Here is a 23,416-nt window from a genome sequence, read left to right on the forward strand (position 1 = left end):
TGATTTGTCAATTTTTATGATTAAATTTACTTTTATTTTGCAAGTAAAACTAAAACAAAAACTTTCATTTTGCAAGTGATATTTTAGATATTGATAGTATGAATAAAAAGAGATCCGACTGCCCTATCAGTTGTTCACTGGAAATGTGGGGTGACAAATGGTCGTTGCTAATCATCCGTGATCTGATGATTAAAAAAGAATGTACTTATGGAGATTTTCTGAAAGCTGATGAAAAAATAGCCACTAATATTCTGGCTTCCCGACTTCAGAATTTGCTGGAAAACGGCATTATTGTTAAAAAAGACCATCCTGAAAATAAATTAAAAATATTATATCGTCTTACAGAAAAAGGGATCGATCTGATTCCTCTGATTGTTGAAATTAATCTTTGGGGTGATCAATATCTGACTATTCCTGATGACAGAAAGAAGCTAGTAGAAGAGATTAAAAAAGATAAAGATAAATTTATCAAAAAGGCAAAAGCATATCTTTTAAATTAAATTTGAATATTGTACAATTAGTTACCTTCCCGTCAGAATCTGAGCTCATATTTTTATTATTTTAGCTTTAATACGATGTTTAGAATCCGATAGAATGACAAACTTTGTGGAAAATAATAACATATGAATAGTTAACGCCCATTACTAACGACATAATAGTTTTCATAAAAATCAATCATGTTAATTTTAAAACTTTCTTAACTTAATTTTCATTGTGCAATGCGTAAATTTGGATTACAAAAAATGTAAGAACAATGCTTAATTTTGAATTTAAAAATCCAACAAAAATACTTTTCGGAAAAGGTGAAATTGCTAAAATTTCAAAGGAAATTCCACAAGATGCTAAAGTTTTAATGATCTACGGTGGCGGAAGCATTAAAAGCAACGGCGTTTACGATCAGGTAAAGGAAGCTTTAAAAGACCAAGAACTTCACGAATTCGGAGGCGTACCTGCCAATCCTGAATATGAGGTGCTGACTGATGCTTTAAAAGTTATTAAAGAAAAAAATATCACTTATCTACTGGCTGTAGGCGGTGGTTCTGTAATTGACGGGACTAAATTTCTTTCTGCTGCTGCAAACTATGCGGGTGAACCTTGGGAAATCCTTACCAAACCTGTAAGAACTTTTGAAGGCGAAGGTATGCCTTTCGGAAGCGTCCTTACATTACCGGCAACGGGCTCGGAAATGAATTCAGGATACGTCATTTCAAGAAGAGAAACCAACGAAAAACTGTCAACAGGAGGTCCGGGGCTTTTCCCACAATTTTCAGTATTAGATCCTGAAGTCGTAAGATCAATTCCGCCAAGACAGATCATCAACGGGCTTACAGATGCTTATACACATGTTTTAGAACAATATATGACAGCACCTTCTTCTGCCGATTTACAGGAAAGAATTGCCGAAAGTATTTTGATCAGCTTGCAGGAAACGGCTCCGAAAGTTTTGACAGATGATTTTAATTATGATGCAGCAGGAAACTTCATGTGGTGCTGTACGATGGCATTAAACGGATTAATTCAGAAAGGAGTGATCACAGACTGGGCTGTTCATGCCATGGGACACGAATTAACGGCCTATTACGGAATTGATCATGCAAGGACATTAGCAGTTATTGCACCATCTCATTACCGTTACAATTTTGAGTCTAAAAAAGGAAAGCTGGCTCAGTATGCAGAAAGAGTATGGGGAATTAAAGACGGAACAGTTGAAGAAAAAGCTGAAGCCGGAATTCAAAAACTGGAAGAGTTTTTTCACAGTTTAGATATTAAAACCAGACTTTCAGAATATACAGAAAATTATCAGGGTACTGCCGAAAAAGTAGAAAAAGCCTTTACAGAAAGAAACTGGCTGGGGCTTGGAGAATATAAAAAGCTGACTCCGCAGGATGCTTATAAAATTGTGGAGATGAGCTACTAATAAAGCCGAGAGCTAGCAGCTGGAGGCCGGAAGTTTTAAATGTTTATGCAATAAATTCTCTTAGCGTTTAAGACTTCCATCTTCCTGCTCCCTGCTTAGAGCCTTAAAATTATTTTTTCTACAAACATTCGTTTAAAAAACCTTAATTTCATTAGAGATATTTCAAATTTATTTATATTTTAGCATATTCTTAAATTTGTGAAAATGAAAAAACAATTACTTTTATTTGCCTTTTCAGCGCTAGCGCTAACTTCTTGTGAAGACGATGATATCCAGGGATATGAAATGGATATGATGAAGGGTGAATGGAAGACCAGCAAAGAGGAAGTGATCTCCGGAAAAGATGACAAAACGGTAATTTCTTCTAAAACTATTACAGGATGCCCGGCTAAAGATGTCACATTATTCAGAACAGATTATTTTGTATCTTATACCTCATACTCAGGAGTAGGAACAGATTGCCAGCTGGCGGGTACTCTGGAAGGTAAATATACTTATGATACAGAAAATAAGAATATGGAGATAAAATACAATAATGCATCTCCGATGAAATATGAGGTTGTAATCCTTACAGCCTCAGAATTAAGAATCAAACAGCTTAATGACAATATAGATCAGAATGGTGACCAGATCATCGATTTCACCTACGTGACCTACAAAAGATAAAAACTAACTCTCGAATTTTTCGGGAGTTTTTTATAAGTACTTAAATTATTGAACAATGAAGAAGATGTTATCAGCATTCCTATTGCTGACCTTTGCCCTTTTCTTTTCACAAGAAAAAAAACCGATGTACTGGCAAGACATTCAGGATTTCAAAAAATTAGATCAGGAAAATGCTCCTCCCAAGGATGCCATTCTTTTAGTGGGAAGCTCCTCTTTCACAAAATGGACTGACGTAGCCAATTACTTTCCAGATAAAAAAATCATCAACAGAGGTTTTGGAGGATCCCGTTTAACAGATCTTAATTATTTTGCAAATGATCTTTTGAACTATCAGCCTAAACAAATTATTATCTACTGCGGCGAAAATGATTTTGCTGATAATGACCAGTTAAAAGCTGATGTTGTCGTTGACAGATTTAAAACTTTCTATAAAAAGATTCGTCAGAAATTTCCAAAAATTCCGGTAGATTATATTTCCATTAAATACTCCCCAAGCCGCGAAAAGCTTTGGCCTCAAATGAAGGAAGCTAACCAAAAAATCGCCGCTTTTATGAAAAAAGAACGTAATGCGGGCTACATTGATATCACCAAAGTAATGGAAGACGCCAATGGTAATGTAAGAAAAGATCTTTTTGTAGAAGACCTACTTCACATGACTCCTGAAGGCTACAAGCTTTGGACTTCTGTGATGAATCCTTATATGAAATAACTTTTCAACCATGATAAAAAAACGAATAACCATTTTAATTCCTATTTTCATTTTTTCTTTATTTTTCAGTCAAAAAGATAAAACTCCGACAGCAAAGGATATATTAAAGGAGCTTTCTGTGAAGACCTGTAAGTGTATTGATTCTATTGGTAGTTTTGATAAGACCAAAGATGTTGTCAATAAAGAAATCAGTTCGTGTATTGATAAAAACGTTCTCGTCTATTCAATGACTAAAACTCTTGCTAAAACAAATGCAGATATTGAAAGTGGCAAAATAAAAGATAAAAAAATTAATGTAACCATTAACTCTAATCCAGAATCTCAAGATTATAAAAATTCTTATTATGAGATGGAAAGCTATTTAATGGATACCTGTCCAAGCATTAAAAATCTTGTTAATGCCGCAGAAAGTAAAGAAGAGCACATGACAGGCAATAAAGAGGCTCGGGATTTTTATGATAAGGCAATAGCAGCAACCGAAAAAGAAGACTGGAAAGAAGCTATCAAAAATTATAAATCGGCATTGGAAAAAGATTCAAAATTTGTATACGCATGGGATAATTTAGGAATATGCTATCGTAGAGTCGGCGAATATGATAATGCTATTAGCGCTTACAAAAAGTCCTTGGAAATTGATCCTAAAGGTAAAATGCCACTTCAAAATCTGGCCATTACCTATTCTTATAAAAAAGAATACCAAAAAGCGATTGATTCTTATCTGTCTTTTGATAAAATACATCCCGGTGACGCAGAAGTTTATTATGGTATTGGTCAAATATATTATGAATATTTAAAAGATTATGAAAAGTCTTTAGATTACATGTCGAAAGCATATAATATTTATACTGACCAAAAATCACCATACAGAAGTGATGCAGAAACTATTATAAACTATATTTATAGGAAAATGAAGGATGATGGTAAGACAGAAAAATTTAAGGAAATTTTAAAAATCAATAAAATTCGTTTTGAATAAGCAAAAACTCCCTCAAATTGAGGGAGTTTTTTATTTCTTTCTTTTAGACTTTGAAATCGCTTTTTGCTGAGCTCTGTTGGCTCCGAATTTTTTTGGTGCTTTTCTTTTTGAAGGTCCACCCCAGTTTTCCTTCTTATTTTTGTCTTTCTTTTCATGGAAAGCTCCCCCGCCGTCGTTTAATTTTACCTGAGCAGGATTTTTCATGATGATAACATCTTCTTCTGAAGCAATCTTTTTAGGATTAATTTTCACATCTTCCGGAAAGTCGATGTATTTTAATTCCTTATCCATCAGCAACTCAATGTCAAGAGCAAAAGTTTCTTCTTTTTTCGTAACAAAAGTTACTGCTCTACCATCTTTATCTGCTCTACCTGTTCTACCGATTCTGTGAATATATTGCTCAGGAATATCCGGTGTTTCAAAATTGATAACGTGTGTAATATCTGAAATATCCAAACCTCTCGCCATTACATCTGTGGTGATCAAACCTCGGATTTCTTCATTTTCAAAGCGTTTCATCGCCTTTAATCTGTAGTTTTGAGATTTATTGGAGTGAATAACATCAAACTGTTCAGGAAAAAGTTCATCAATTTTAGTAAATAAAAGATCTGAATTCTTTTTGTTATTGGTGAAAATCAATACCTTCGACATATCGGTATCTGTTTTCAACAAATGCTCCAACAGGTTAATTTTAGTATTAAAATTTTCTACTTTATAGGCAGTCTGTTCAATTTTTTCAAGTGGAGTTCCCGATTTTGCCAATGAAATTTCTACAGGACTTGCAAAATATTCGTCCAGCATTTCATCAACAGCCTCTGTCATCGTTGCAGAGAAAAGAATATTTTGTCTTTTCTCTCTCATCATTTCGAAAATATGGGTCAGTTGAGGTCTGAAACCAAGATTCAGCATTTCATCAAACTCATCAATGATCAGTTTCTGAACTTCCTTCAGAGAAATGGCATTGTCAATCGCCAAATCCATCACCCTTCCCGGAGTTCCCACCAAAATATCGCAACCATCATTAAACAATAATTTTTGCGTATTGATGTTTTTACCACCATAAATTCCGATAACTCTTGCAGTAATATTTTCCGTTAATTTTTCAACAATTTCCGCTACCTGAACCACCAATTCTCTTGTAGGAACTAAAATAACAACAGTAGGATTACCGTTTTTATTATATTTCCAGGTTTTAAGAACAGGCAGAAGATAGGCTAATGTTTTACCGGTTCCGGTTTGTGCAATTCCCATCACATCCCTCCCTGAAAGTATCGGCTTGATACTTTTCTCCTGAATTGGAGTAGGTTCAAATAAATTCAGATCCGCTAAAACATCAAGAACTTTAACCGGAAGGTCAAAATCTGCAAAAGTGAGTTTTTCCATTTTGCAAAGATAGGTAATTAATTTTGTAGTAGGGAAGCTGGAGGTTTGAAGCTGGAAGATTATCACCTCCACGTTCATATTTTTAGGATCTAATATTTACGTAAAATATTGATTTAAAGCAGAATCATAAACTTCCACCTCCCAGTTTCCATCCAATCAATTCACTTTCACACTTCTGCTAATAACTTTAATATCATCATCTTTCCAGATACTCGTTGTAATAATGACGTACCCCTTCTTTTTCGGATCTTTTCTGATCGGAAATTTTTCATCCTCCCATTGCGAACAATGCGTAGAAATAGGTGATACCAAAGGTTTCCAATCTTTTTTATTTAAAGTATAGACATATAGCGGATGCCAACAGCTTGTACACCAGTCCGGATAAAAACCGATATCGTCTTTTCCGTCATTATTTAAATCTGTAAGATTATATAAAGTTCCGTTTCTCGATGGTGAAATGGTGAATGGTTTTATATTTTTATCACTAAAATAAATAAGTGTTTCACATTTTCCGTCACACTCATCACTACAGTCGTTTACTTTTGTATAGGCATATTCTTTTTTTCCGTCACCATTGAAGTCTCCTAAAATACCTTTCTCTTTCTGAGCAAAAAGAAAAGAACTGCAAAATGTGAGAAGTGATAAGATTAATATTTTCATTGGTTATTTTAAGATTTTCAAAATTATTTCCTTGTAATCCTCAGCAGAATAATAATCACTAACAGAATCGAAAAAATGAAGCCCAGCACCGCAACCAAAGACAACTCTCCTATCCTTGGGCCGGCTTCCGATACAAAAACAATCGCTGTGGCAATAATATTAGCTCCTAAAATCATCGCCAGTATCAGATTAACGATACTTGATTTTATAAGCTGATTCGTCTTTTCAATATTTTTAATTTCGCTGGAAACAGTAAATTTATTTTCATCCAGCTTTTGCAAAACAGAACGTAACTCTTTGGGAATTTCATCTACATTATCGGTGAAATTCATTATTTTGTCCATTCCGGTTTTTAAAATATTCTTAGGGCTTATTTTTTTGGTGAATATTTTTTTGGTGTAAGGATTAAGGCTTTTAACGATATCCAAATCAGGATTTATCGTACGCCCTACCCCCTCTATCAAGCCAATTCCTTTAAATAAAAGATAAAAATAATCCGGCATATACAAACGGTTATCCTTTAAAACATCTTTCATTTTATTGATGATAGCCTGAGGATTAATTTCTTTGAGGGAAGTACTGTGAACAAAATTGAGAATATCTTCAACATCACTTTCGAATCTTCTTTCGTCGGGAATCTGATAACTTATCGCCATTTTTTTGAGGTACCTGACGATCTTATGTGGATTTTTAGCAACGAAACTCACAATTAAATTTTCAAGAATTTCCTTATCATTAGGTGGAATTTTCCCTACTGCTCCAAAGTCAATGAAAACAACCTTCCCATCTTTTTTCACTAAAATATTTCCTGCATGAGGATCTGCATGGAAAAACCCATAATCTAAAATCTGTGAAACAAAAAGTCTTAAACCCTCTTCTGAAATCTTTACCGGATCAATGTTATTGGCTAACAGATTAACTTTATCCGTAACCTTAATTCCGTCAATAAATTCCATACAGAGGATATTATTGTTGGAAAAATCTTCGTAAATTCTGGGGACGTACGTTTCTTTGTTATTTTTAAAATTTCGTGCAAACTGCAGAATATTTTCCTTCTCATTTATTAAGGATACTTCTTCCAGCAATGATTTTTCAAAAGTTGAAATAGCCTGTTTCAAATTCAGCTTATCACCAATTTCAGAATAAGACGAAATCAGTTTTTCAAGATCTTTAATCAACAGTAGATCATCTTCAATAACGGTCTGAACATCAGCTTTTTTAATTTTTAAAATAACTTCCGTCCCGTCAATTAAAGTTGCTTTATAAACCTGTGCAATGGAAGCTGTGGCCAAAGGATCTTTAGGAACATCCAGAAAATGTTCAGTAACTGAAATATTAAATTCGTTCTCCAGAATCTCTTCAACATTCATTTCTACAACATCCACTTTATCCTGAAGTTTCTGCAGTTCCTGAATAAGTTCTGGAGGCAGAAGATCTTCCCTGTTACTGAAAGTCTGGCCAAGCTTCACAAAAGTAGGTCCCAATTCTTCCAACACCAGTCTTATTCTTTCATAAACCGTTCCTTTGGAAACAATTTCATCAGAATTACCGGGAATTTCAACCTGTTTATTTCCGCTTTTCATTCTCGCCAAAACGTCTTTAAAACCGTATTTACTCAATACGGAAATTAATTTGGCAGATCTTTTCAGTTTTCTTTGTTGCTTGTCAAACATATCTTGAAATGTAGTTGCAATTTAATTCAAAAATTGTTCCTATTAAAAATTTAATTTCTTTTGTCTTAAAAACAAAAATTCAAAACCAGAAATTCCCGTTAAAAAATGAAATTATTTTATTTAATGATTCATTCATAAAATATTTTTAACTTTAGCATCACCAAGCATTAAAAACTAAACTCTAAAAAATATTAAAATGAAAAATTTAAAGAAAGTATCCAGACAACAATTAAAAAACATCGCAGGAGGTATAATCATTAAAAACTGCTCAAATAAATGTTGTCCGGATGATGGAAGACCTAGATGTCCGGGATTAATTTGTCCGGCTGTTCTTTGCCCTCAGCTGGCTTAGAATTAATAATTGTTAGACCAATAAACAAAAGACTGCACCTTGATGGATGCAGTCTTCTTTTTTATTTCAGATAGGTGTCATAGAGATCATTTCTCCGGTCTTTCATCACCTGAACGGAGCCATGGTAATGAAGGTCTTTCAGCAGATTCAAATCAACATCTACGATTAAAGTCATTTCGGTGTTTGGAGTAGCTTCCCCTTTTACGGCATTAGAAGGAAATGCGAAATCAGAAGGAGTAAATACAGCTGCCTGACCAAACTGAATGTCCATATTATTCACTCCCGGCAAATTACCTACACACCCAGCAATAGCAACATAACACTCATTTTCTATTGCCCTCGCGGCTGCACAGTGACGTACTCTGATATAAGCATTCTGGGTATCAGTAAGATAAGGCACAAATAAAATTTTCATTCCCTGATCCGCCAAAATTCTCGGAAGCTCAGGAAATTCTACATCATAACAGATTACAAGACCTATTTTGCCACAGTCTGTATCGAAAACTTTTATTTCACTTCCCCCTTTCATTCCATAATATTTTCTTTCATTAGGAGTGATATGTATTTTACGATATTCATCTACACGCCCGTCACGATGAAGAAGGTAGCTGATGTTATACAGATCATTATTCTCAAAAACAGGCATGCTTCCTGAAATAATATTAACATTATAACTGATCGCCAGCTCTGAAATTTTATTCTTGATTTCTTCGGTCAGTTTAGCAAGCTCTATCATACTGTCCCTTTCTGAAAGCTTATTGAACGGCGCCAGTAAAGGAGTATTGAAGAGCTCCGGAAACAGAACAAAATCCGATTTATAATCACCCATTACATTGACAAAAAATTCCACCTGCTCATAAAAAGCATCAATATTTTTAAAATGCCTCATCTGCCACTGCACCAACCCAAGCCGGATGATACTGTCCTGCATCGTATTGGGTTTTTTGCTGTAATAGACATTATTCCACTGTAAAAGAACAGCATTTTCTTTGGAAGACTCATCTTCCGGAAGATATTTTTTAAGAACTCGTATCGGTAAAAAATTATTGGAAAGCTGGAAAGACAAAACAGGGTCATAAATTTCCTTATCTCTTACTTTTCGGATGTAATCTCTTGCTGAAAGTTCGTTGCTGTATTTATGATAATTTGGAATTCTTCCTCCCAGAACAATAGATTTCAGATTCAGCAATTCACACAATTCTTTTCTGGCATCGTACAGTCTTCTTCCTAAACGGAGCTCACGATATTCCGGGTCTACAAATACTTCGATTCCATACAAAACATCACCCGTTGAAGAATGAGTATTAAAAGTATAATTTCCGGTAATATCGCTATACGTATGATCATCCCCGAATTCATTGTAATTCACAATAATAGACAGTGCCACGGCAGCTAATTTTCCGTCTACTGTGATACAAATCTGTCCTTGCGGAAATATGCGGGTAAGTTTTTCAATACTTTTTTTAGACCATATTGATTCCGACATTTGCGGGTAAGCACGTTTCATTGTTACTACCAATTCTTCATAATCCTGAACCGTCAGCGGTCTTGTTTCTATTTGCATTTGATGTAATTTTACTTAAATTTAGGAAAAATTTTCCACATCCTAATATTTCAAAAATGGCATGAATAAATCATTCATCTAAATTTAACAATGAATATTACATCTATAATTGAAAGCGTAATAAGCTTAAATATAAATTGGAAACATTCTGACTTTCATAACATTATTGATATTTTATCCAATAATTATTATATTAATATTGAAATTGATGAAGAAAAAATTGCTACTATAGTCATTAAAAATTCCATAATTGGTTATCTCTGCTTGGATTACCCTCTATTTTTCATAGAAAATAAATATTTTTCCGAAGTCAAATTTCTTCTAGACCAATTTAGCTATTTGCAATATATTAATGTAAATTCTTTATTAGAAAAATCACTATCTGTAGATGCAGAGACTTACAATAAATACTTTAATTTTATGGGAAATTTAAAAGATTTTTCTGCAGAAGATTTCTATTTCTATAATGTTAATTAATAAAAAAATCCCGCCTAAAGGCAGGATTTATATGTAAAAATTCAAGTCAAGATTATTCCCACTCGATGGTTGCAGGCGGTTTGCTTGAAATATCGTAAGCTACTCTATTGATACCTCTTACTTCGTTGATGATTCTGCTTGAAACAGTATCTAAAAACTCGTAAGGAAGTCTGCTCCAAGTTGCCGTCATGAAGTCGATAGTATTTGCAGAACGAACTACTGCTGTGTATTCATACGTTCTTTCATCACCCATTACTCCCACAGATTTTACAGGAAGAAGAACTACGAAAGCCTGAGAAACTTTCTCATACAAATCGTTTTTGTATAATTCTTCAATGAAAATATCATCAGCTTCCTGTAAAATTCTCACTTTTTCAGCATCCACAGCTCCCAATATTCTGATGCCCAAACCTGGACCAGGGAAAGGATGTCTGTGCACCAAATGATGAGGAATACCCAATTCTTCGCCTACTTTTCTTACTTCGTCCTTAAATAATTCTCTCAAAGGCTCAAGCAATTCGAAATCCATATCTTCCGGAAGCCCCCCAACATTGTGGTGTGATTTGATCACCGCAGACGGTCCGTTTACTGACTGGCTTTCAATCACATCAGGATAAATTGTTCCTTGTGCTAAAAATTTAGCGCCTTCAATTTTATGAGATTCTTCATCAAAAACATGAATAAATTCGTTTCCGATGATTTTTCTTTTGGCTTCTGGATCATCAACTCCTGCTAATTTTGTTAAAAACCTTTCAGAAGCATCAACCAATTTAATGTTCATATGGAAATGCTCTCCATAATTGTCCATTACTTTTTTACCTTCGTCTTTTCTTAACAACCCTGTATCCACGAAAATACAAGTTAGTTGATCACCAATTGCTCTGTGAATTAAAACTGCTGCTACAGAAGAATCCACCCCTCCTGAAAGTCCAAGGATCACTTTTTGGTCACCTACTCTTTCACGGATTTCTGCAACTGTTTTATCGATATAGTTCGTTAGTTTCCAGTTTTTCTCAGCATCACAGATTCCGAAAACGAAATTCTCAAGCATTTTTCCACCTTCTTCAGTGTGAGAAACTTCCGGGTGAAACTGTACGCAATAGATTTTCTTATCTTCATTTGAAATCGAAGCAATTACTCCTGATTTTGCATTTAATTCAAAACCTGCAGGCAATTCTCCAACTTCGTCAAAGTGGCTCATCCAAACAATAGAATTGTCTGTAACGCCTTTTAATAAAGAAGATTCTTTTACAATTTCCAAGTGAGCTTTTCCATACTCTCCTTTCACTCCCTTATGAACTTTTCCGCCTAAAAGGTGTGCTGTCAACTGCATTCCGTAGCAAATTCCTAATACGGGAATTCCCTGTTCGTATAATTCTTTTTCAACCAGGTGAGCGTTTTCTGCATTTACAGAGCTTGGGCCCCCTGAAAGGATAATTCCTCTCGGCTGTTTTTCTAAAATCGTTTCTAATGGTGTATTGAAAGGTAAAATTTCAGAATATACACCCATCTCACGGATTCTTCTTCCGATAAGCTGGTTGTACTGAGATCCGAAATCTAATATGATAATACCGTTGTTCATTTTTTGAATTAATTTGTTTTTAAATGACATCAGATTTTAGATATCAGACATCAGACCTTTAGTCTGGAATCTTATATCTAACATCTAAATTTCAACTTCTTTACAAAAAAAGACCTGGATTGCTCCAAATCTTTTTTCGTGATTTATTTTAAAACTTTCCGATGTCTTCTCTGTAGAAGCCGTAATCGAAATGTACATGACTTGCGTCTTCGTAAACTTTTTTGCGGGCATCTTCGTAAGTCGCTCCCGTAGCTACGATGTTCAGAACTCTACCACCGTTTGAAACTACTTTGTCTCCTTTTCTGACAGCTCCGGCATGAAGTAACTGACTGTGCTGTACTTTATCTTCACCTGTAATTTCAAAACCGGTTTCGATGTTTCTTGGATAACCTCCTGAACACATTACCAAACAAACCGCTTTTTCGTTTTTAAACTTAAGCTCGATTTCTTTTCCGTCCATACAATCGTTGATAACATCAAGAAGGTTGTTTTCCATCAACGCCATCAACACCTGAGTTTCAGGATCTCCGAATCTCATGTTGTATTCTAAAAGATAAGTTCCGTTTTTTGTCACCATTAATCCGAAGAAAATGATTCCTTTAAAGCTGAAACCTTCTCCTTTAAGACCAGCAACCGTTGGTTCAAGGATATGTTTTTCGAAATCAGCGTAATGTTCTTCTGTAAATTCAGGGCTAGGAGCTACAGATCCCATACCTCCCGTATTCGGTCCTGTATCACCGTTTCCTGCTTTTTTATAGTCTTTAGCAGCGATACAAGGGAAAATCTTTTCACCGTTTGAGAAAGCAATGATTGAAGCCTCAAAACCTTGTAAAAATTCTTCGATAACTAAACGAATTCCGGCATCTCCATAGATTCTTCTAATCATGAAATCATGGATCGTAGCTTCAGCTTCTTCCAGAGTATCGCAAATAACAACACCTTTTCCACCTGCTAAACCACTTGCCTTGATCACTAAAGGAAATTCCTGCGTCTGTACATATTCCTTAGCTTCGTTATATGAATCAAATACCACAGCTTTAGCTGTTTTGATATCATAGGTCTGCATGAATTTCTTAGAGAAAGCCTTACTTCCTTCCAGGCTGGCTACTTTTTGATTCGGACCAAAAACTTTAAGGTCATGCTTCTTGAATTCGTCCTTCAAACCAGCTACAAGCGGTGCTTCCGGGCCTACGATAGTAAGATCTATCTTTTCTTTGATCGCAAAATCTCTCAGTTCGTTAATCTCTGATAAATGAACATTTTTCCCTATTACATCGGTAGTTGCGTTTCCGTTTGCAAAAAACATTTTAGAAACTCTAGAATCGCTCTGAAGCTTTACAGCCAAAGCAGACTCTCTTCCACCTTCACCTATGATTAATATTCTCATACTTTATTTAATTATCTAGTCTATACTTTACAAATATATAATTTTGAATGCTATAAATACAATCTCAAAATTATTTTTTAATTCTATTTTAATTAATGTAAAAAATGTCTAATTCCAGTGAACATCATCGGTATTTTGTGCTCATTAGCCGCTTCGATGCTGTCCTGGTCTTTTACACTTCCACCTGGCTGAATAATCGCTGTGATTCCTTCCTGAGCGCAGAAATCTACCACATCACGGAAAGGGAAAAATGCATCAGAAGCCAATACTAAGTCTCCTGTGAACTTCTCTTTAGCCCTTTCGATTGCCTGTTGGGTTGCCCAGATTCTGTTTACCTGCCCCCCTCCGATTCCGAAAGCCTGAATTCCGTTGGAAACTACAATCGCATTAGATTTTACATATTTTACCACTCTCTGAGAGAATAATAATGCTTTTTTCTGCTCTTCTGTAGGTTGAGTTTCGGTAACTACTTTAATATCATCAGAGAAGATACTGTCATTGTCCTGAACTAAAATTCCACCGTCTATTTTCACCCAAGTCTGTTTGTCAGAAACAGGGTTTACGATTTTTATAATTCTTAAATTTTTCTTCTTTCTTAAAATTTCTAAAGCTTCCTCATCAAATTCAGGAGCCATAACGATTTCAAGGAATGTTTTGTTTAATTCTTCCGCCGTTGCTGCATCGATTTTGTAGTTCATAGCAACAATTCCGCCAAAGATTGAAACCGGATCACATTCGAAAGTTTTTTGATACGTTTCCAAAGCTGAAGTTCCGATCGCAACGCCGCAAGGGGTAGAATGTTTTACTGCACAGCAAGCCATTTCTTCCTTGAATTCGGTAACCACTTTCCAGCAAAGGTCCATATCACGAAGGTTGTTAAAAGACAATTCCTTACCTCCTAACTGTTCGAAATCTTTCATAGCCCCGTTTTCGAAAGTAGAAACGTAGTAAGCTGCTGTCTGATGTGGATTTTCACCATATCTAAGGTCAGAAACTTTTTTGTAAGAAGCATTCAGATAAGTTGGATAATCTTCTTCTAAAAGCATTCTTGAGATAGCTCCGTCATAAGCAGAAGTAAGGTTGAATACTTTTCCTGCCAGTTTTTTACGGGTTTCAATATATGTATCCCCGTTTTGTTCCATTTCGATTTTTACGGTTGTATAATCTTCAACATCAGTAATTACCGTTACAGAATCAAAGTTTTTAGCTGCAGAACGAAGCATTGAAGGACCTCCGATATCGATAAACTCTACCTTTTCGTGAAGAGAAATATTTTTGTTTACATTCTCAAAGAAAGGATAAAGATTTACGATCACCATGTCAATCAGACCAATTCCGTGCTCCTGAACAGTTTTCATGTGTTCTTCATTTGAACGAACGGCCAACAAACCACCGTGAACTTTCGGGTGTAATGTTTTCACTCTTCCGTCCAACATCTCAGGGAAATTGGTAACCTCATCAATCTGAATTGGATTTAAACCAGCGTCTTTCAAATGTTTGAATGTCCCTCCCGTAGAGATCAATTCATAGTTTTGGGCTTCCAAAAACTGTGCGAATTCGATCAATCCGCTCTTGTCAGAAACACTGATTAAAACTCTTTTTTTGCTCATTTTACTTTCGATTTTTTACTTTTTACAGTTATTTCAAACTGTAAACCGGGTCTTTCACCTCCGATTTTACTTTATTTTACTTAGATTTTTTCTTTTGTTGAAAACTTTTTAAATCTAAATGTGTTTTGTTTTTTTGATTAGAGAGATGCTTCGACAGGCTCAGCATGACATCTCTAATGCTAAATATTTTTTACTTTCTGTCTGTCATGCTGAAAGCATTTCTGCTTAGATTCCTTCGGAATGACAAACTTTTTGGTTGGTTTTTCGTTGTCAGGCTGAGCTTGTCGAAGCCTTTCGTTGCTTTTTTTAACCACCCCGTCAAAAATTCAAAGAATTTTTGACACCCCACCCTTGGAAGGGAATTTTTGTATCGCTAATAATTAGAGTGCTTTAATTATTGTTTAATACTGTGTTTATTGCTATCGGGAAAATTTCATATTCTATTTTATGAACTTTTTCGGCCAGCGTGTCCGGAGTATCATTTTCTGTTACTTCGAAGGATTTCTGAAAAATAGCTTCTCCTTCATCGATTCCTGAAGTTACGAAATGGACTGTTGCTCCGCTTTCTTTTTCTTTGGCTTCAATCACAGCGTTATGAACATGGTGTCCCCACATTCCTTTTCCCCCATATTTTGGAAGCAATGCCGGATGAATATTGATTATCTTTCCGTTCCAGTTTTCACAAAACTCAGGTTTCAGAATGGATAAAAATCCCGCTAATACAATTAAGTCTGTATTTTCAGGAATCATTTTACTCAATTCGCTGCTGAAGTTTTTTCCTCTAGGAATCAGAACGTTTTCTATGTTATGATTTTTTGCTCTTTCCAGTCCGTAACATTCTCTGTCGGCTACCACTAAAGATACTTTTGCATTCTGGATTTCTCCATTATCAATCGTATCAATGATTCTCTGAAGATTGGTTCCTGAACCCGAAACGAGTATAACTAAGTTTTTCATTAATTTAGATAATAGATTTCAGATACTAGATCTCAGACTAAAAATCTGAGATCTAGTATCTAAAATCCGATGTCTTTTAGAATTTTAAATCTATTTTTTCGCTTCCTTCCGTAATTTCTCCGATTTCGTAAGCATCATCCAGAAGGTGCAATACTTTTTCTGCGTGTTCTGAATCTACAACAATGATCATTCCGACCCCCATGTTGAATGTTCCGAACATCTCTTCACGAGCTACACCACCTCTTTTTTCCAACTCCAGCATAATGCTTGGAATCTGGATTTTTGAAGCATCAATCGTTGCACAAAGTCCCTCTCCGATAATTCTAGGAATATTTTCGTACAATCCTCCTCCTGTAATGTGAGCAATTCCGGAAACCTGTACCTCTTCAATTACTTTGTGAATATCTTTGTAATATAATCTGGTCGGAACCAAAAGTGTTTCATATAATGGCTTTCCTTCAAATTCTTCGTTGAAATCAGGGAATACTTTTCTTACCAGGGAGAATCCGTTTGAATGGAATCCTGAGCTTGGCAAAGCAATAATTTTGTTACCTGCTTTAATTTTAGAGCCGTCAATAATCTGATCTTTTTCAACGATTCCTACACAGAATCCGGCAACGTCATAATCTCCTGGCTGATACATACCGGGCATTTCAGCAGTTTCCCCGCCAATTAATGCACAGTTGTTATCTTTACAAGCTTCCACCATTCCTAAAACGATTTCTGCAGCAATTTCAGAATCCAGTTTTCCACAAGCCAGATAATCTAAAAAGAACAGAGGCTTTGCACCGTGACAAAGGATATCATTTGCACACATCGCGAAACAGTCTACACCGATAGAATCATATTTCTTAGAATCTAAAGCTACTTTCAGCTTCGTTCCCACTCCATCCGTTCCTGAAACCAAAACAGGATTTTTGTATCCTCCGATCTCATAGAAAGCTCCAAAACTTCCCAAATGATTCAATACATTGGAATTGTGAGTTTCCCCCACCGCTTTCTTGATCTTGTCAACGGTTTTGTATCCTTCTTCTTTGTCTACTCCTGCAGATTTGTAAGTGTTGCTCATGTTTTATTTAGATTTTTAGATGCTAGATTTCAGATTACAGATCATTTATAAATCTAATATCTGGTATCTGATGTCTCTTATCTTTATATTACTTTTATTCAAATTTAGAAAACAAAAAAGCCGACAATCTTAGTAGATTATCGGCCAGTATTTTATCTCAGAATTTCAGAGCCCACAATTTTCCCTTTCTCGGAAAAACATTCTTTATGGGAGGTCTGAATTTTCATCTTCTTTTCTTTTTGCAAAGATATTAATTTTAAATTAATATTCAAATCTATTTTTCAAGGATAGATTCGATAGCCGAAATTTTCTGAATTTTCTCTTTTAATTCACTGTCTTTCTCTTCATTAGATATTTTCTGAGCCGATTTATCAAAATTATCATTGAAGAAAGGAAGTGTAAATGTATCCACAATATTTCCACCATGAAGCGGGAAACGTTTTTCAGCAGCTTCTAAAACTCCTAATCCACCTCTACCTCCGGGAGCTGTTGCCATCAACAACATTGGAACCTGGTTCCATACTGCTCTGTCTTTTATTCTCGAAGTCCAGTCGAATACATTTTTAAATGCTGTTGAGTATGTTCCGTTGTGCTCTGAAAGTGAAATTAAAAGCACATCTGCACCGTCAATTTTTGCAGCAAAATCGTGAGCTTCCTGTGGAACTCCGCTTTCTGCTTCTCTCTGATGTTTGTAGATGGGCATTTCAAAATCATTCATATCTACAATTTCCACCTCAGCATTTTCGATTAATGATGAAGCATAAGAGACTAAAAATTTATTGATTGACGTTTCGGAATTACTTCCGGCTATTGCTAAAATTTTCATTGTTTTTTATCTATTTTAAAGTAAAGTTATTTTTAATTGCTGGCGCAAAGGTCGGGAAGATTTTTGTTAAAATCTAATATTTTACGTTTTTAACCACCCCGTCAAAAATTCTTTGAATTTTCGCCACCCCTCCGGTGGAGAGGAATTTTTACTCTGCGAAATTATTTTGCTTTTTAATTATCTTAAATATGATGGTAATTCCATTGGAACTTCCATTAAAAGGATCTCTGTGTCTTCTACAGCCTCGATATTAAAACTTTGAGAGTCCCAGATTCCTAATCCGTCTCTTTCATTTAAAATTCTGTCGCCTATTTTTGCACTTCCTTTTAATACAAAGGCATATACTCCGTTTCCTTTTTTGTTAAGTATATAATTTTTGCCGTTTCCTTTGGTAAAATTAGCCAGATTAAACCAAGCATCCTGATGAATCCATACTCCGTCGTCGTTTTTATTAGGTGACAAAATCTGCTGAAATCCGTTGATTTTTTCGCCATTTTTAATACTTTTCTGATCGTATCTTGGTTCAACATTTTCTTCTTTTGGAAAAACCCAAATCTGTAAGAATTTTACAGCTTCGTCTTTATTTTTATTATATTCACTGTGCATCACGCCTGTTCCGGCACTCATCACCTGAATTTCTCCTTTTTTGATAACAGCTGTTGTTCCCATAGAATCTTTATGTTCCAAATCGCCTTCCAAAGGGATAGAAATGATTTCCATGTTTTTGTGTGGGTGCGTTCCAAATCCCATTCCCTGAGAAACGGTGTCGTCATTCAAAACTCTCAAAACTCCGAAATGTGTTCTTTCATTATTTTGATAATTGGCAAAACTGAATGTATGGTAAGAATCTAACCAACCGTGATTGGCATGACCTCTTGTATCTGCTTTATGATATACTGTTTTCATATTGTGATTATTTATGGTACAAATGTACGGTGTGCGCGTTGAGAAAATATTGATGTAAGGTAAGAAAGGATGAAAATTGAATGATCAATTTTTAATCTTTTGGCTAAATTCGGTTGTATTTTTTGCAAAACTGGATAAAGCCCGTTCTTATTGATTTTTCCCACAGATTTCGCAGATTTACACAGATGATTGTGGTTATTTGTGAGATGAACATAGTACATTAAAAAGCGGATTCTTTTGAACCCGCTTTTTGATTATTTTTATTTTAAAATTCGATTATTAAATTAACGAACAAGAGAATAGATTAAAAAACCAATACCGGCATACGCAACAACAGTAATAATATCAGCGATAGGCTGTGAAAAGCGTTTTTCAGCAATTCTTTCAGCATTGATCTGATTCTTATGGAATTTCAGCGTTTTTTTGGCATTACGAACCGGATGTGCAACCAGGCTGTCACCTTCCCACTTATCAACTATTACTTTATATGCCTTTCCATCAACATCAATTCTAACATTTTTATTCGGTGCAAGCTTCTCCTGAATATTGATAGGCGCAGGCGTTTGAGGTAAATTAGGGCTTTGTCGCTCACTTATTACATTGTCAGTTTGCGTAGGAGTTTTATTAGCAATCGTTGTACTATTTTTAGATCCAGCTTTATTATCGACCAATGGATCTACTGGCTTTTTAACCTGGTAGGTATAGCAGCTCACAAGAGAAAATGATATAATGATGAGATAAAGATTCTTTCGCATGCGTCAAATTTAAGAATTAAACGGAATATTCCATATTTTCTTTTGAAAGATACTGTTTTTTTAAAATTTATTTATGTTGAAAAAAAGGTCAGCATTTAATGAAAACTACAATGAAAATATAAGTTGAACAATACTTTAGCAATTTGTAAATCAAATACTTTTGTTTATTTTGATGGCATATTTTAAATTAAAAACGAACCGAAGTCCGTTTTATTGAGTTAAAATTTTACTTTAAAAATGCACCTGCTGAATCTCTTCTTCGATTTCTTTTGGTGTTTCGTCATCAGATTTAATGAAAAACAATGTTAAAACCGCTCCCAAAAGCATACAAACACCACCGACCACTACATAATCAATCGCCTGTTTGCCAAAAAATCCGCTAACAATAGGACCACCGAAAATTCCGTTGATAATTTGAGGAATCACAATGAAAAAATTAAAAATCCCCATATAAACCCCCATTTTCTTTTGCGGAATTACTTCAATCAGCATTGCATAAGGCATCGCTAAAATACTTGCCCAGGCGAATCCCAATCCAATCATTGAAATCCAAAGAAGGTTGACATCTTTTATGAAATACATTGAAATTAATCCTATTCCCCCAAAAGCTAATGCCAATGCATGGGTCTGTTTTTTTCCAATCCATTTAGCGATCGGCGTTAATAAAAACGCAAACGGAATTGCCCAAAGATTGTACATCCCGAATAATTTCCCTGTTAAATCTCCGGCATTATTGAAAGCTTTTGAGTGGGTATCATCAGGTGAAAGTCCGAAATGATGAGTTGCCAGTGCACTCGTTGTAAAAACCCACATCGTAAACAATGCAAACCATGAGAAAAACTGCACCGCACCCAGTCTTTTCATCTGTGACGGAATATTTGAAAAATCTTTAAAAATATCCGTAAACTTTGAAGGCTCTTCCACTACTTCTTTTCCGCCTTCAAACTCTGCAAATTCCTCAGGAGAATATTCTTTTGTTGTAAATATGGTATAAAGTATCGTCAATAAAAGAAATCCTGCGCCTACATAAAATGAATAAATCACATTATCTGCTACAAAACCAGCCTGGGCTTCGTTTGAGACTCCCAGCTTCGTTAACCAGTCGGGCAAATATGAACCGATAACCGCCCCGATTCCAATTAAAATCGTCTGTACTGAAAACCCGATTGTTCCCTGATGTTTCGGCAGCATATCTCCTACCAAAGCACGGAAAGGCTCCATTGCCACGTTGATTGAAGCGTCCATCATCGCCAGAAAAATGACGGCCAACAATAAAACATTCGCTGCCATCATTTGTGTTGCAGAAGCTGCATTTGGAAGCATGACCAAACCTATGGCACATAAAACCGCCCCAATTAAAAAGTAAGGCTTTCTTCTACCAAGAGGACTCCATGTGTTGTCTCCCATATGACCGATAATTGGCTGAACAATCAATCCCGTAACGGGAGCTACCAGCCAAAACCATGATAACTCATGAACATCTGCTCCGAAATTAGCCAGAATTCGGCTCGCATTTCCGTTTTGCAGACCAAAAGCCATCTGGATGCCCAAAAATCCCATACTCATGTTGATGATTTGAGCCATGGATAAATTGGGTTTTACTTTTTTTCCAAATTTTCCGGCCTCATATCTTCCCGCTATTTCTGCCATTACTGCTTCAATTTTTGAATTAATACATCTTCGATTGGCGTTTTTTCCACCACCACTTTATCTACAACCTCATTCGGAACGGTCACAGAAAGTACGTATTGTTTCACTTTCCAGGCTCCGTTGATTTTTTCTACCACTCCAGAACCACGACAGATTTTCATTTGGGTATCCAGTAATTCATCAAACCATGCCAGCTTACCGTCTTTACTGAAATAGATATTTCTTTTTAGTGAAGTAAAATTCCACGTTCTTTTTTTATCGAAATAAGGTTTTGCCCAAACCATGAATGCTTTTTTATCCCAAACTTCGGTGGCATCCGTTCCGATAAATGTGGATTCGTCTGCGAAATAATTGAAATACGTTGTAAAATCAGCTTTTGCTGCCGCAACATTGAAACCATCGAGCATTGTTCCGATTGCTGTTTTGTCTTTATCGAATTTTGATTGAGCTGAAATGCTTGTAAAGCTCACGACAAATAGGACGAAGGTGAAGAATATTGTTGTTTTTTTCATGTTTAATTTTGAATTTTTAAATTCTATTTTTATATAAACCTCACAGATTTTAAAAACCTGTGAGGTTTGAGACTGTATTTAGTTTTTTAAACTCAAAGGACACAAAGTTTTCTTTTTACTACTAAACTTTTTTAAGTTCGCAAAGGCGTTTCACTTAACTAAGATCACAAAGATTTGACTGTGAAATTTGTTCAGCTATTTATGTCATTCGTGTTTAGTTTAATTCGATTACCATTGAGGTTTTTGCAGGTATCGTCATATTATTTTGCAATGAAAATTCTTTGTCTGAGATGATGTCTTTTCCTTTTGAAAACCCATTCAGAGATTCTGCAAAATGTTTCAAATCCAGTGCCTGCTCTTTTTCATTGTTATTTAAAACCACCATTACACTTTCTTTTTCATTATATCTAAAATACACAAAAACATTATTCTGAGGAACGAAATTTTTAGTTTTTCCGGTGTGGATCACCTCTTTTTCTTTTCTCCAGTTCAGTAACTTCTGAGTAAACTGATAAAATTCCTTCTGTTCAGGCGTTTGAGTAGAATTTTGAAAAGCATTTTGTTTGTCGGATTTCCAGCCACCCGGAAAATCTCTTCGGATATCTGCATCACCACCTTTATTTTTATCACCTCTCATTCCAATCTCTGAGCCGTAATAAATTTGTGGGATTCCACGGACAGTTGAGATCAATGTCAGTCCTAATTTATATGCTTTCGGGTCATCATTAAAAATCTCATTCCATCTTTCGGTATCATGATTTTCAAAGAAAACCATCACATTATTGATATCGGGATACAAAAAATCACTGGAAAAACTGTTATAGATACGGTTCATTCCGCTATCCCAGCCTTCTTTTTCTTTCAAAGCTTTCGGCAAATCTCCATACAGCATAAAATCCATCACAGACGGCAGATTGGAGTTATAATTGGCTGCTTCACCCGTTTTAGAATCCTTTTGCCAGGCTGAAATTTGTCCGGCAGTATTCAACCAGGTTTCACCGACAATATTGAATTTCGGATATTCATCGGTGATCGCGCGCGCCCATTTTGCCATCGCTTCTTTATCATTATAAGGATATGTATCTACACGGAAACCGCCCAATTCCGCATATTCTATCCACCAGATTGCATTTTGCGTTAAATATTTTAAAACCAAAGGATTTTTTTGATTAACATCAGGCATCGTTGTATCAAACCAGCCATCTAATGCCACTTTTCTATCGATTTCAGAAGCGTTGGTGTCAAACTGAGTTGTTGTTTTGTAGTTTGATCGTTTAAAACCATTTTCATCGTCATTAAACAGATGAATCCAGTCCTTTGTCGGCAAATCTTTGATCATCCAATGTGAAATCCCCCAGTGATTGGTGACATAATCCATCACCAGCTTCATATTTCTCTTGTTTAATTTTTGGGAAAGTTCTTTATATTCTTCGTTGGTTCCGTAGCGGGCATCGATTTTATATAGATCGGTCTGGGCATAGCCGTGGTAGGAATAGACTTTTTCGTTGTCTTCATTCACAGGAGTGAGCCAAACAGCTGTTGCACCAAGATTTTGAATATAATCTAAATTATTAATGATTCCACGCAAGTCACCACCATGACGGCCATTCGGAAGGCTTCTGTCAGCCTTTTCCGTTAAATTAGGGCTTGAATCATTTTTTTCGTCACCATTGGCAAAACGGTCAGGCATAATCAGGTACATTACATCTTTGGATGTATAAGATTCTCTGTTGGCAGAGTTTGGATCTCTCTGCTTCAATTCATAGGTATAAGATCCTATATTT

The 23,416-nt window shown here is 35.5% G+C and carries 22 protein-coding genes; 7 read left to right on the top strand and 15 right to left on the bottom strand.

Annotation, left to right across the window (positions count from 1 at the left end; all coding sequences use genetic code 11):
- The first annotated feature begins 98 nt into the window (after nucleotides 1–98).
- From M2373_RS16860 to M2373_RS16880, 5 genes are all read left to right on the top strand, one after another.
- Nucleotides 99–500 (top strand): helix-turn-helix domain-containing protein, encoded by a 402-nt coding sequence (locus M2373_RS16860; RefSeq protein WP_259112254.1) that lies wholly within the window; start codon nucleotides 99–101, stop codon nucleotides 498–500.
- A gap of 254 nt (nucleotides 501–754) precedes the next feature.
- A complete protein-coding gene (locus M2373_RS16865) occupies nucleotides 755–1,918 on the top strand; it encodes an iron-containing alcohol dehydrogenase (RefSeq protein WP_259112256.1) in 1,164 nt (387 codons plus the stop codon).
- 204 nt (nucleotides 1,919–2,122) lie between these two features.
- On the top strand, nucleotides 2,123–2,584 hold the full coding sequence (locus M2373_RS16870; RefSeq protein ID WP_259112258.1) for a lipocalin family protein: 462 nt from the start codon (nucleotides 2,123–2,125) through the stop codon (nucleotides 2,582–2,584).
- A gap of 55 nt (nucleotides 2,585–2,639) precedes the next feature.
- Nucleotides 2,640–3,293, top strand: a complete 654-nt coding sequence (locus tag M2373_RS16875; protein WP_259112259.1) for a GDSL-type esterase/lipase family protein — start codon at nucleotides 2,640–2,642, stop codon at nucleotides 3,291–3,293.
- Between the two features lie 10 nt (nucleotides 3,294–3,303).
- Nucleotides 3,304–4,269 carry a tetratricopeptide repeat protein gene (locus M2373_RS16880; RefSeq protein WP_259112262.1) on the top strand — a complete coding sequence of 322 codons (966 nt, stop codon included), beginning with the start codon at nucleotides 3,304–3,306 and terminating at the stop codon, nucleotides 4,267–4,269.
- Between the two features lie 30 nt (nucleotides 4,270–4,299).
- Here M2373_RS16880 and M2373_RS16885 read toward each other — a convergent pair whose 3' ends face one another.
- From M2373_RS16885 to M2373_RS16895, 3 genes are all read right to left on the bottom strand, one after another.
- The gene (locus M2373_RS16885) at nucleotides 4,300–5,652 is read right to left on the bottom strand and encodes a DEAD/DEAH box helicase (RefSeq protein WP_259112374.1); all 1,353 of its coding nucleotides are present in this window, start codon (nucleotides 5,650–5,652) and stop codon (nucleotides 4,300–4,302) included.
- Nucleotides 5,653–5,808: 156 nt separating this feature from the next.
- Nucleotides 5,809–6,312 carry a hypothetical protein gene (locus M2373_RS16890; protein WP_259112263.1) on the bottom strand — a complete coding sequence of 168 codons (504 nt, stop codon included), beginning with the start codon at nucleotides 6,310–6,312 and terminating at the stop codon, nucleotides 5,809–5,811.
- A 23-nt stretch (nucleotides 6,313–6,335) separates the two neighbouring features.
- Entirely contained in the window at nucleotides 6,336–7,985 is a 1,650-nt protein-coding gene (locus M2373_RS16895; RefSeq protein WP_259112265.1) for an AarF/ABC1/UbiB kinase family protein, read from the bottom strand.
- Nucleotides 7,986–8,181: 196 nt separating this feature from the next.
- Here M2373_RS16895 and M2373_RS16900 point away from each other — a divergent pair, with 196 nt between their 5' ends.
- Entirely contained in the window at nucleotides 8,182–8,337 is a 156-nt protein-coding gene (locus M2373_RS16900) for a bacteriocin-like protein (RefSeq protein WP_259112266.1), read from the top strand.
- Between the two features lie 61 nt (nucleotides 8,338–8,398).
- Here M2373_RS16900 and M2373_RS16905 read toward each other — a convergent pair whose 3' ends face one another.
- Nucleotides 8,399–9,901 (bottom strand): carbon-nitrogen hydrolase family protein, encoded by a 1,503-nt coding sequence (locus M2373_RS16905; RefSeq protein ID WP_259112268.1) that lies wholly within the window; start codon nucleotides 9,899–9,901, stop codon nucleotides 8,399–8,401.
- Between the two features lie 90 nt (nucleotides 9,902–9,991).
- Between M2373_RS16905 and M2373_RS16910 the strand changes: the two genes are divergently transcribed.
- Entirely contained in the window at nucleotides 9,992–10,378 is a 387-nt protein-coding gene (locus M2373_RS16910; RefSeq protein ID WP_259112269.1) for a hypothetical protein, read from the top strand.
- Between the two features lie 52 nt (nucleotides 10,379–10,430).
- Here M2373_RS16910 and guaA read toward each other — a convergent pair whose 3' ends face one another.
- The 11 genes from guaA to M2373_RS16965 all read right to left on the bottom strand — a co-directional run bounded on the left by guaA (nucleotide 10,431) and on the right by M2373_RS16965 (nucleotide 23,334).
- A complete protein-coding gene (gene guaA, locus M2373_RS16915) occupies nucleotides 10,431–11,960 on the bottom strand; it encodes a glutamine-hydrolyzing GMP synthase (RefSeq protein WP_259112271.1) in 1,530 nt (509 codons plus the stop codon).
- A gap of 148 nt (nucleotides 11,961–12,108) precedes the next feature.
- Nucleotides 12,109–13,347 (bottom strand): phosphoribosylamine--glycine ligase, encoded by a 1,239-nt coding sequence (gene purD / locus M2373_RS16920; protein ID WP_259112274.1) that lies wholly within the window; start codon nucleotides 13,345–13,347, stop codon nucleotides 12,109–12,111.
- A gap of 92 nt (nucleotides 13,348–13,439) precedes the next feature.
- On the bottom strand, nucleotides 13,440–14,957 hold the full coding sequence (purH, locus tag M2373_RS16925; protein WP_259112275.1) for a bifunctional phosphoribosylaminoimidazolecarboxamide formyltransferase/IMP cyclohydrolase: 1,518 nt from the start codon (nucleotides 14,955–14,957) through the stop codon (nucleotides 13,440–13,442).
- 390 nt (nucleotides 14,958–15,347) lie between these two features.
- Nucleotides 15,348–15,914 (bottom strand): phosphoribosylglycinamide formyltransferase, encoded by a 567-nt coding sequence (gene purN / locus M2373_RS16930; RefSeq protein ID WP_259112278.1) that lies wholly within the window; start codon nucleotides 15,912–15,914, stop codon nucleotides 15,348–15,350.
- Between the two features lie 76 nt (nucleotides 15,915–15,990).
- Nucleotides 15,991–16,983 carry a phosphoribosylformylglycinamidine cyclo-ligase gene (purM, locus tag M2373_RS16935; RefSeq protein ID WP_259112279.1) on the bottom strand — a complete coding sequence of 331 codons (993 nt, stop codon included), beginning with the start codon at nucleotides 16,981–16,983 and terminating at the stop codon, nucleotides 15,991–15,993.
- Between the two features lie 274 nt (nucleotides 16,984–17,257).
- Nucleotides 17,258–17,809, bottom strand: coding sequence for an NADPH-dependent FMN reductase (locus tag M2373_RS16940; RefSeq protein ID WP_259112281.1), 552 nt, complete (start codon nucleotides 17,807–17,809; stop codon nucleotides 17,258–17,260).
- 177 nt (nucleotides 17,810–17,986) lie between these two features.
- On the bottom strand, nucleotides 17,987–18,715 hold the full coding sequence (locus tag M2373_RS16945; protein WP_259112284.1) for a pirin family protein: 729 nt from the start codon (nucleotides 18,713–18,715) through the stop codon (nucleotides 17,987–17,989).
- Between the two features lie 284 nt (nucleotides 18,716–18,999).
- Nucleotides 19,000–19,470 carry a hypothetical protein gene (locus M2373_RS16950; protein ID WP_259112285.1) on the bottom strand — a complete coding sequence of 157 codons (471 nt, stop codon included), beginning with the start codon at nucleotides 19,468–19,470 and terminating at the stop codon, nucleotides 19,000–19,002.
- A 231-nt stretch (nucleotides 19,471–19,701) separates the two neighbouring features.
- Nucleotides 19,702–21,120: an MFS transporter gene (locus M2373_RS16955; RefSeq protein ID WP_259112287.1), complete on the bottom strand. Its 1,419-nt coding sequence runs from the start codon at nucleotides 21,118–21,120 to the stop codon at nucleotides 19,702–19,704.
- A complete protein-coding gene (locus tag M2373_RS16960) occupies nucleotides 21,120–21,632 on the bottom strand; it encodes a nuclear transport factor 2 family protein (RefSeq protein ID WP_259112288.1) in 513 nt (170 codons plus the stop codon). Before M2373_RS16960 ends, M2373_RS16955 begins: the two co-directional genes overlap by 1 nt.
- Nucleotides 21,633–21,846: 214 nt before the next feature.
- Nucleotides 21,847–23,334, bottom strand: coding sequence for an alpha-amylase family glycosyl hydrolase (locus M2373_RS16965; RefSeq protein WP_409013211.1), 1,488 nt, complete (start codon nucleotides 23,332–23,334; stop codon nucleotides 21,847–21,849).
- Nucleotides 23,335–23,416 lie beyond the last annotated feature (82 nt).

Source organism: Chryseobacterium sp. JUb7, from assembly GCF_024806495.1.
GTDB lineage: Bacteria > Bacteroidota > Bacteroidia > Flavobacteriales > Weeksellaceae > Chryseobacterium.

Excerpts from the sequence above, each read along its gene's own strand:
- M2373_RS16860 (WP_259112254.1), top strand. The coding sequence starts at position 99 with ATGAATAAAAAGAGATCCGACTGCCCTATCAGTTGTTCACTGGAAATG.
- M2373_RS16865 (WP_259112256.1), top strand. The coding sequence starts at position 755 with ATGCTTAATTTTGAATTTAAAAATCCAACAAAAATACTTTTCGGAAAA.
- M2373_RS16870 (WP_259112258.1), top strand. The coding sequence starts at position 2,123 with ATGAAAAAACAATTACTTTTATTTGCCTTTTCAGCGCTAGCGCTAACT.
- M2373_RS16875 (WP_259112259.1), top strand. The coding sequence starts at position 2,640 with ATGAAGAAGATGTTATCAGCATTCCTATTGCTGACCTTTGCCCTTTTC.
- M2373_RS16880 (WP_259112262.1), top strand. The coding sequence starts at position 3,304 with ATGATAAAAAAACGAATAACCATTTTAATTCCTATTTTCATTTTTTCT.
- M2373_RS16885 (WP_259112374.1), bottom strand. The coding sequence starts at position 5,652 with ATGGAAAAACTCACTTTTGCAGATTTTGACCTTCCGGTTAAAGTTCTT.
- M2373_RS16890 (WP_259112263.1), bottom strand. The coding sequence starts at position 6,312 with ATGAAAATATTAATCTTATCACTTCTCACATTTTGCAGTTCTTTTCTT.
- M2373_RS16895 (WP_259112265.1), bottom strand. The coding sequence starts at position 7,985 with ATGTTTGACAAGCAACAAAGAAAACTGAAAAGATCTGCCAAATTAATT.
- M2373_RS16900 (WP_259112266.1), top strand. The coding sequence starts at position 8,182 with ATGAAAAATTTAAAGAAAGTATCCAGACAACAATTAAAAAACATCGCA.
- M2373_RS16905 (WP_259112268.1), bottom strand. The coding sequence starts at position 9,901 with ATGCAAATAGAAACAAGACCGCTGACGGTTCAGGATTATGAAGAATTG.
- M2373_RS16910 (WP_259112269.1), top strand. The coding sequence starts at position 9,992 with ATGAATATTACATCTATAATTGAAAGCGTAATAAGCTTAAATATAAAT.
- guaA (WP_259112271.1), bottom strand. The coding sequence starts at position 11,960 with ATGAACAACGGTATTATCATATTAGATTTCGGATCTCAGTACAACCAG.
- purD (WP_259112274.1), bottom strand. The coding sequence starts at position 13,347 with ATGAGAATATTAATCATAGGTGAAGGTGGAAGAGAGTCTGCTTTGGCT.
- purH (WP_259112275.1), bottom strand. The coding sequence starts at position 14,957 with ATGAGCAAAAAAAGAGTTTTAATCAGTGTTTCTGACAAGAGCGGATTG.
- purN (WP_259112278.1), bottom strand. The coding sequence starts at position 15,914 with ATGAAAAACTTAGTTATACTCGTTTCGGGTTCAGGAACCAATCTTCAG.
- purM (WP_259112279.1), bottom strand. The coding sequence starts at position 16,983 with ATGAGCAACACTTACAAATCTGCAGGAGTAGACAAAGAAGAAGGATAC.
- M2373_RS16940 (WP_259112281.1), bottom strand. The coding sequence starts at position 17,809 with ATGAAAATTTTAGCAATAGCCGGAAGTAATTCCGAAACGTCAATCAAT.
- M2373_RS16945 (WP_259112284.1), bottom strand. The coding sequence starts at position 18,715 with ATGAAAACAGTATATCATAAAGCAGATACAAGAGGTCATGCCAATCAC.
- M2373_RS16950 (WP_259112285.1), bottom strand. The coding sequence starts at position 19,470 with ATGCGAAAGAATCTTTATCTCATCATTATATCATTTTCTCTTGTGAGC.
- M2373_RS16955 (WP_259112287.1), bottom strand. The coding sequence starts at position 21,120 with ATGGCAGAAATAGCGGGAAGATATGAGGCCGGAAAATTTGGAAAAAAA.
- M2373_RS16960 (WP_259112288.1), bottom strand. The coding sequence starts at position 21,632 with ATGAAAAAAACAACAATATTCTTCACCTTCGTCCTATTTGTCGTGAGC.
- M2373_RS16965 (WP_409013211.1), bottom strand. The coding sequence starts at position 23,334 with ATGTACCTGATTATGCCTGACCGTTTTGCCAATGGTGACGAAAAAAAT.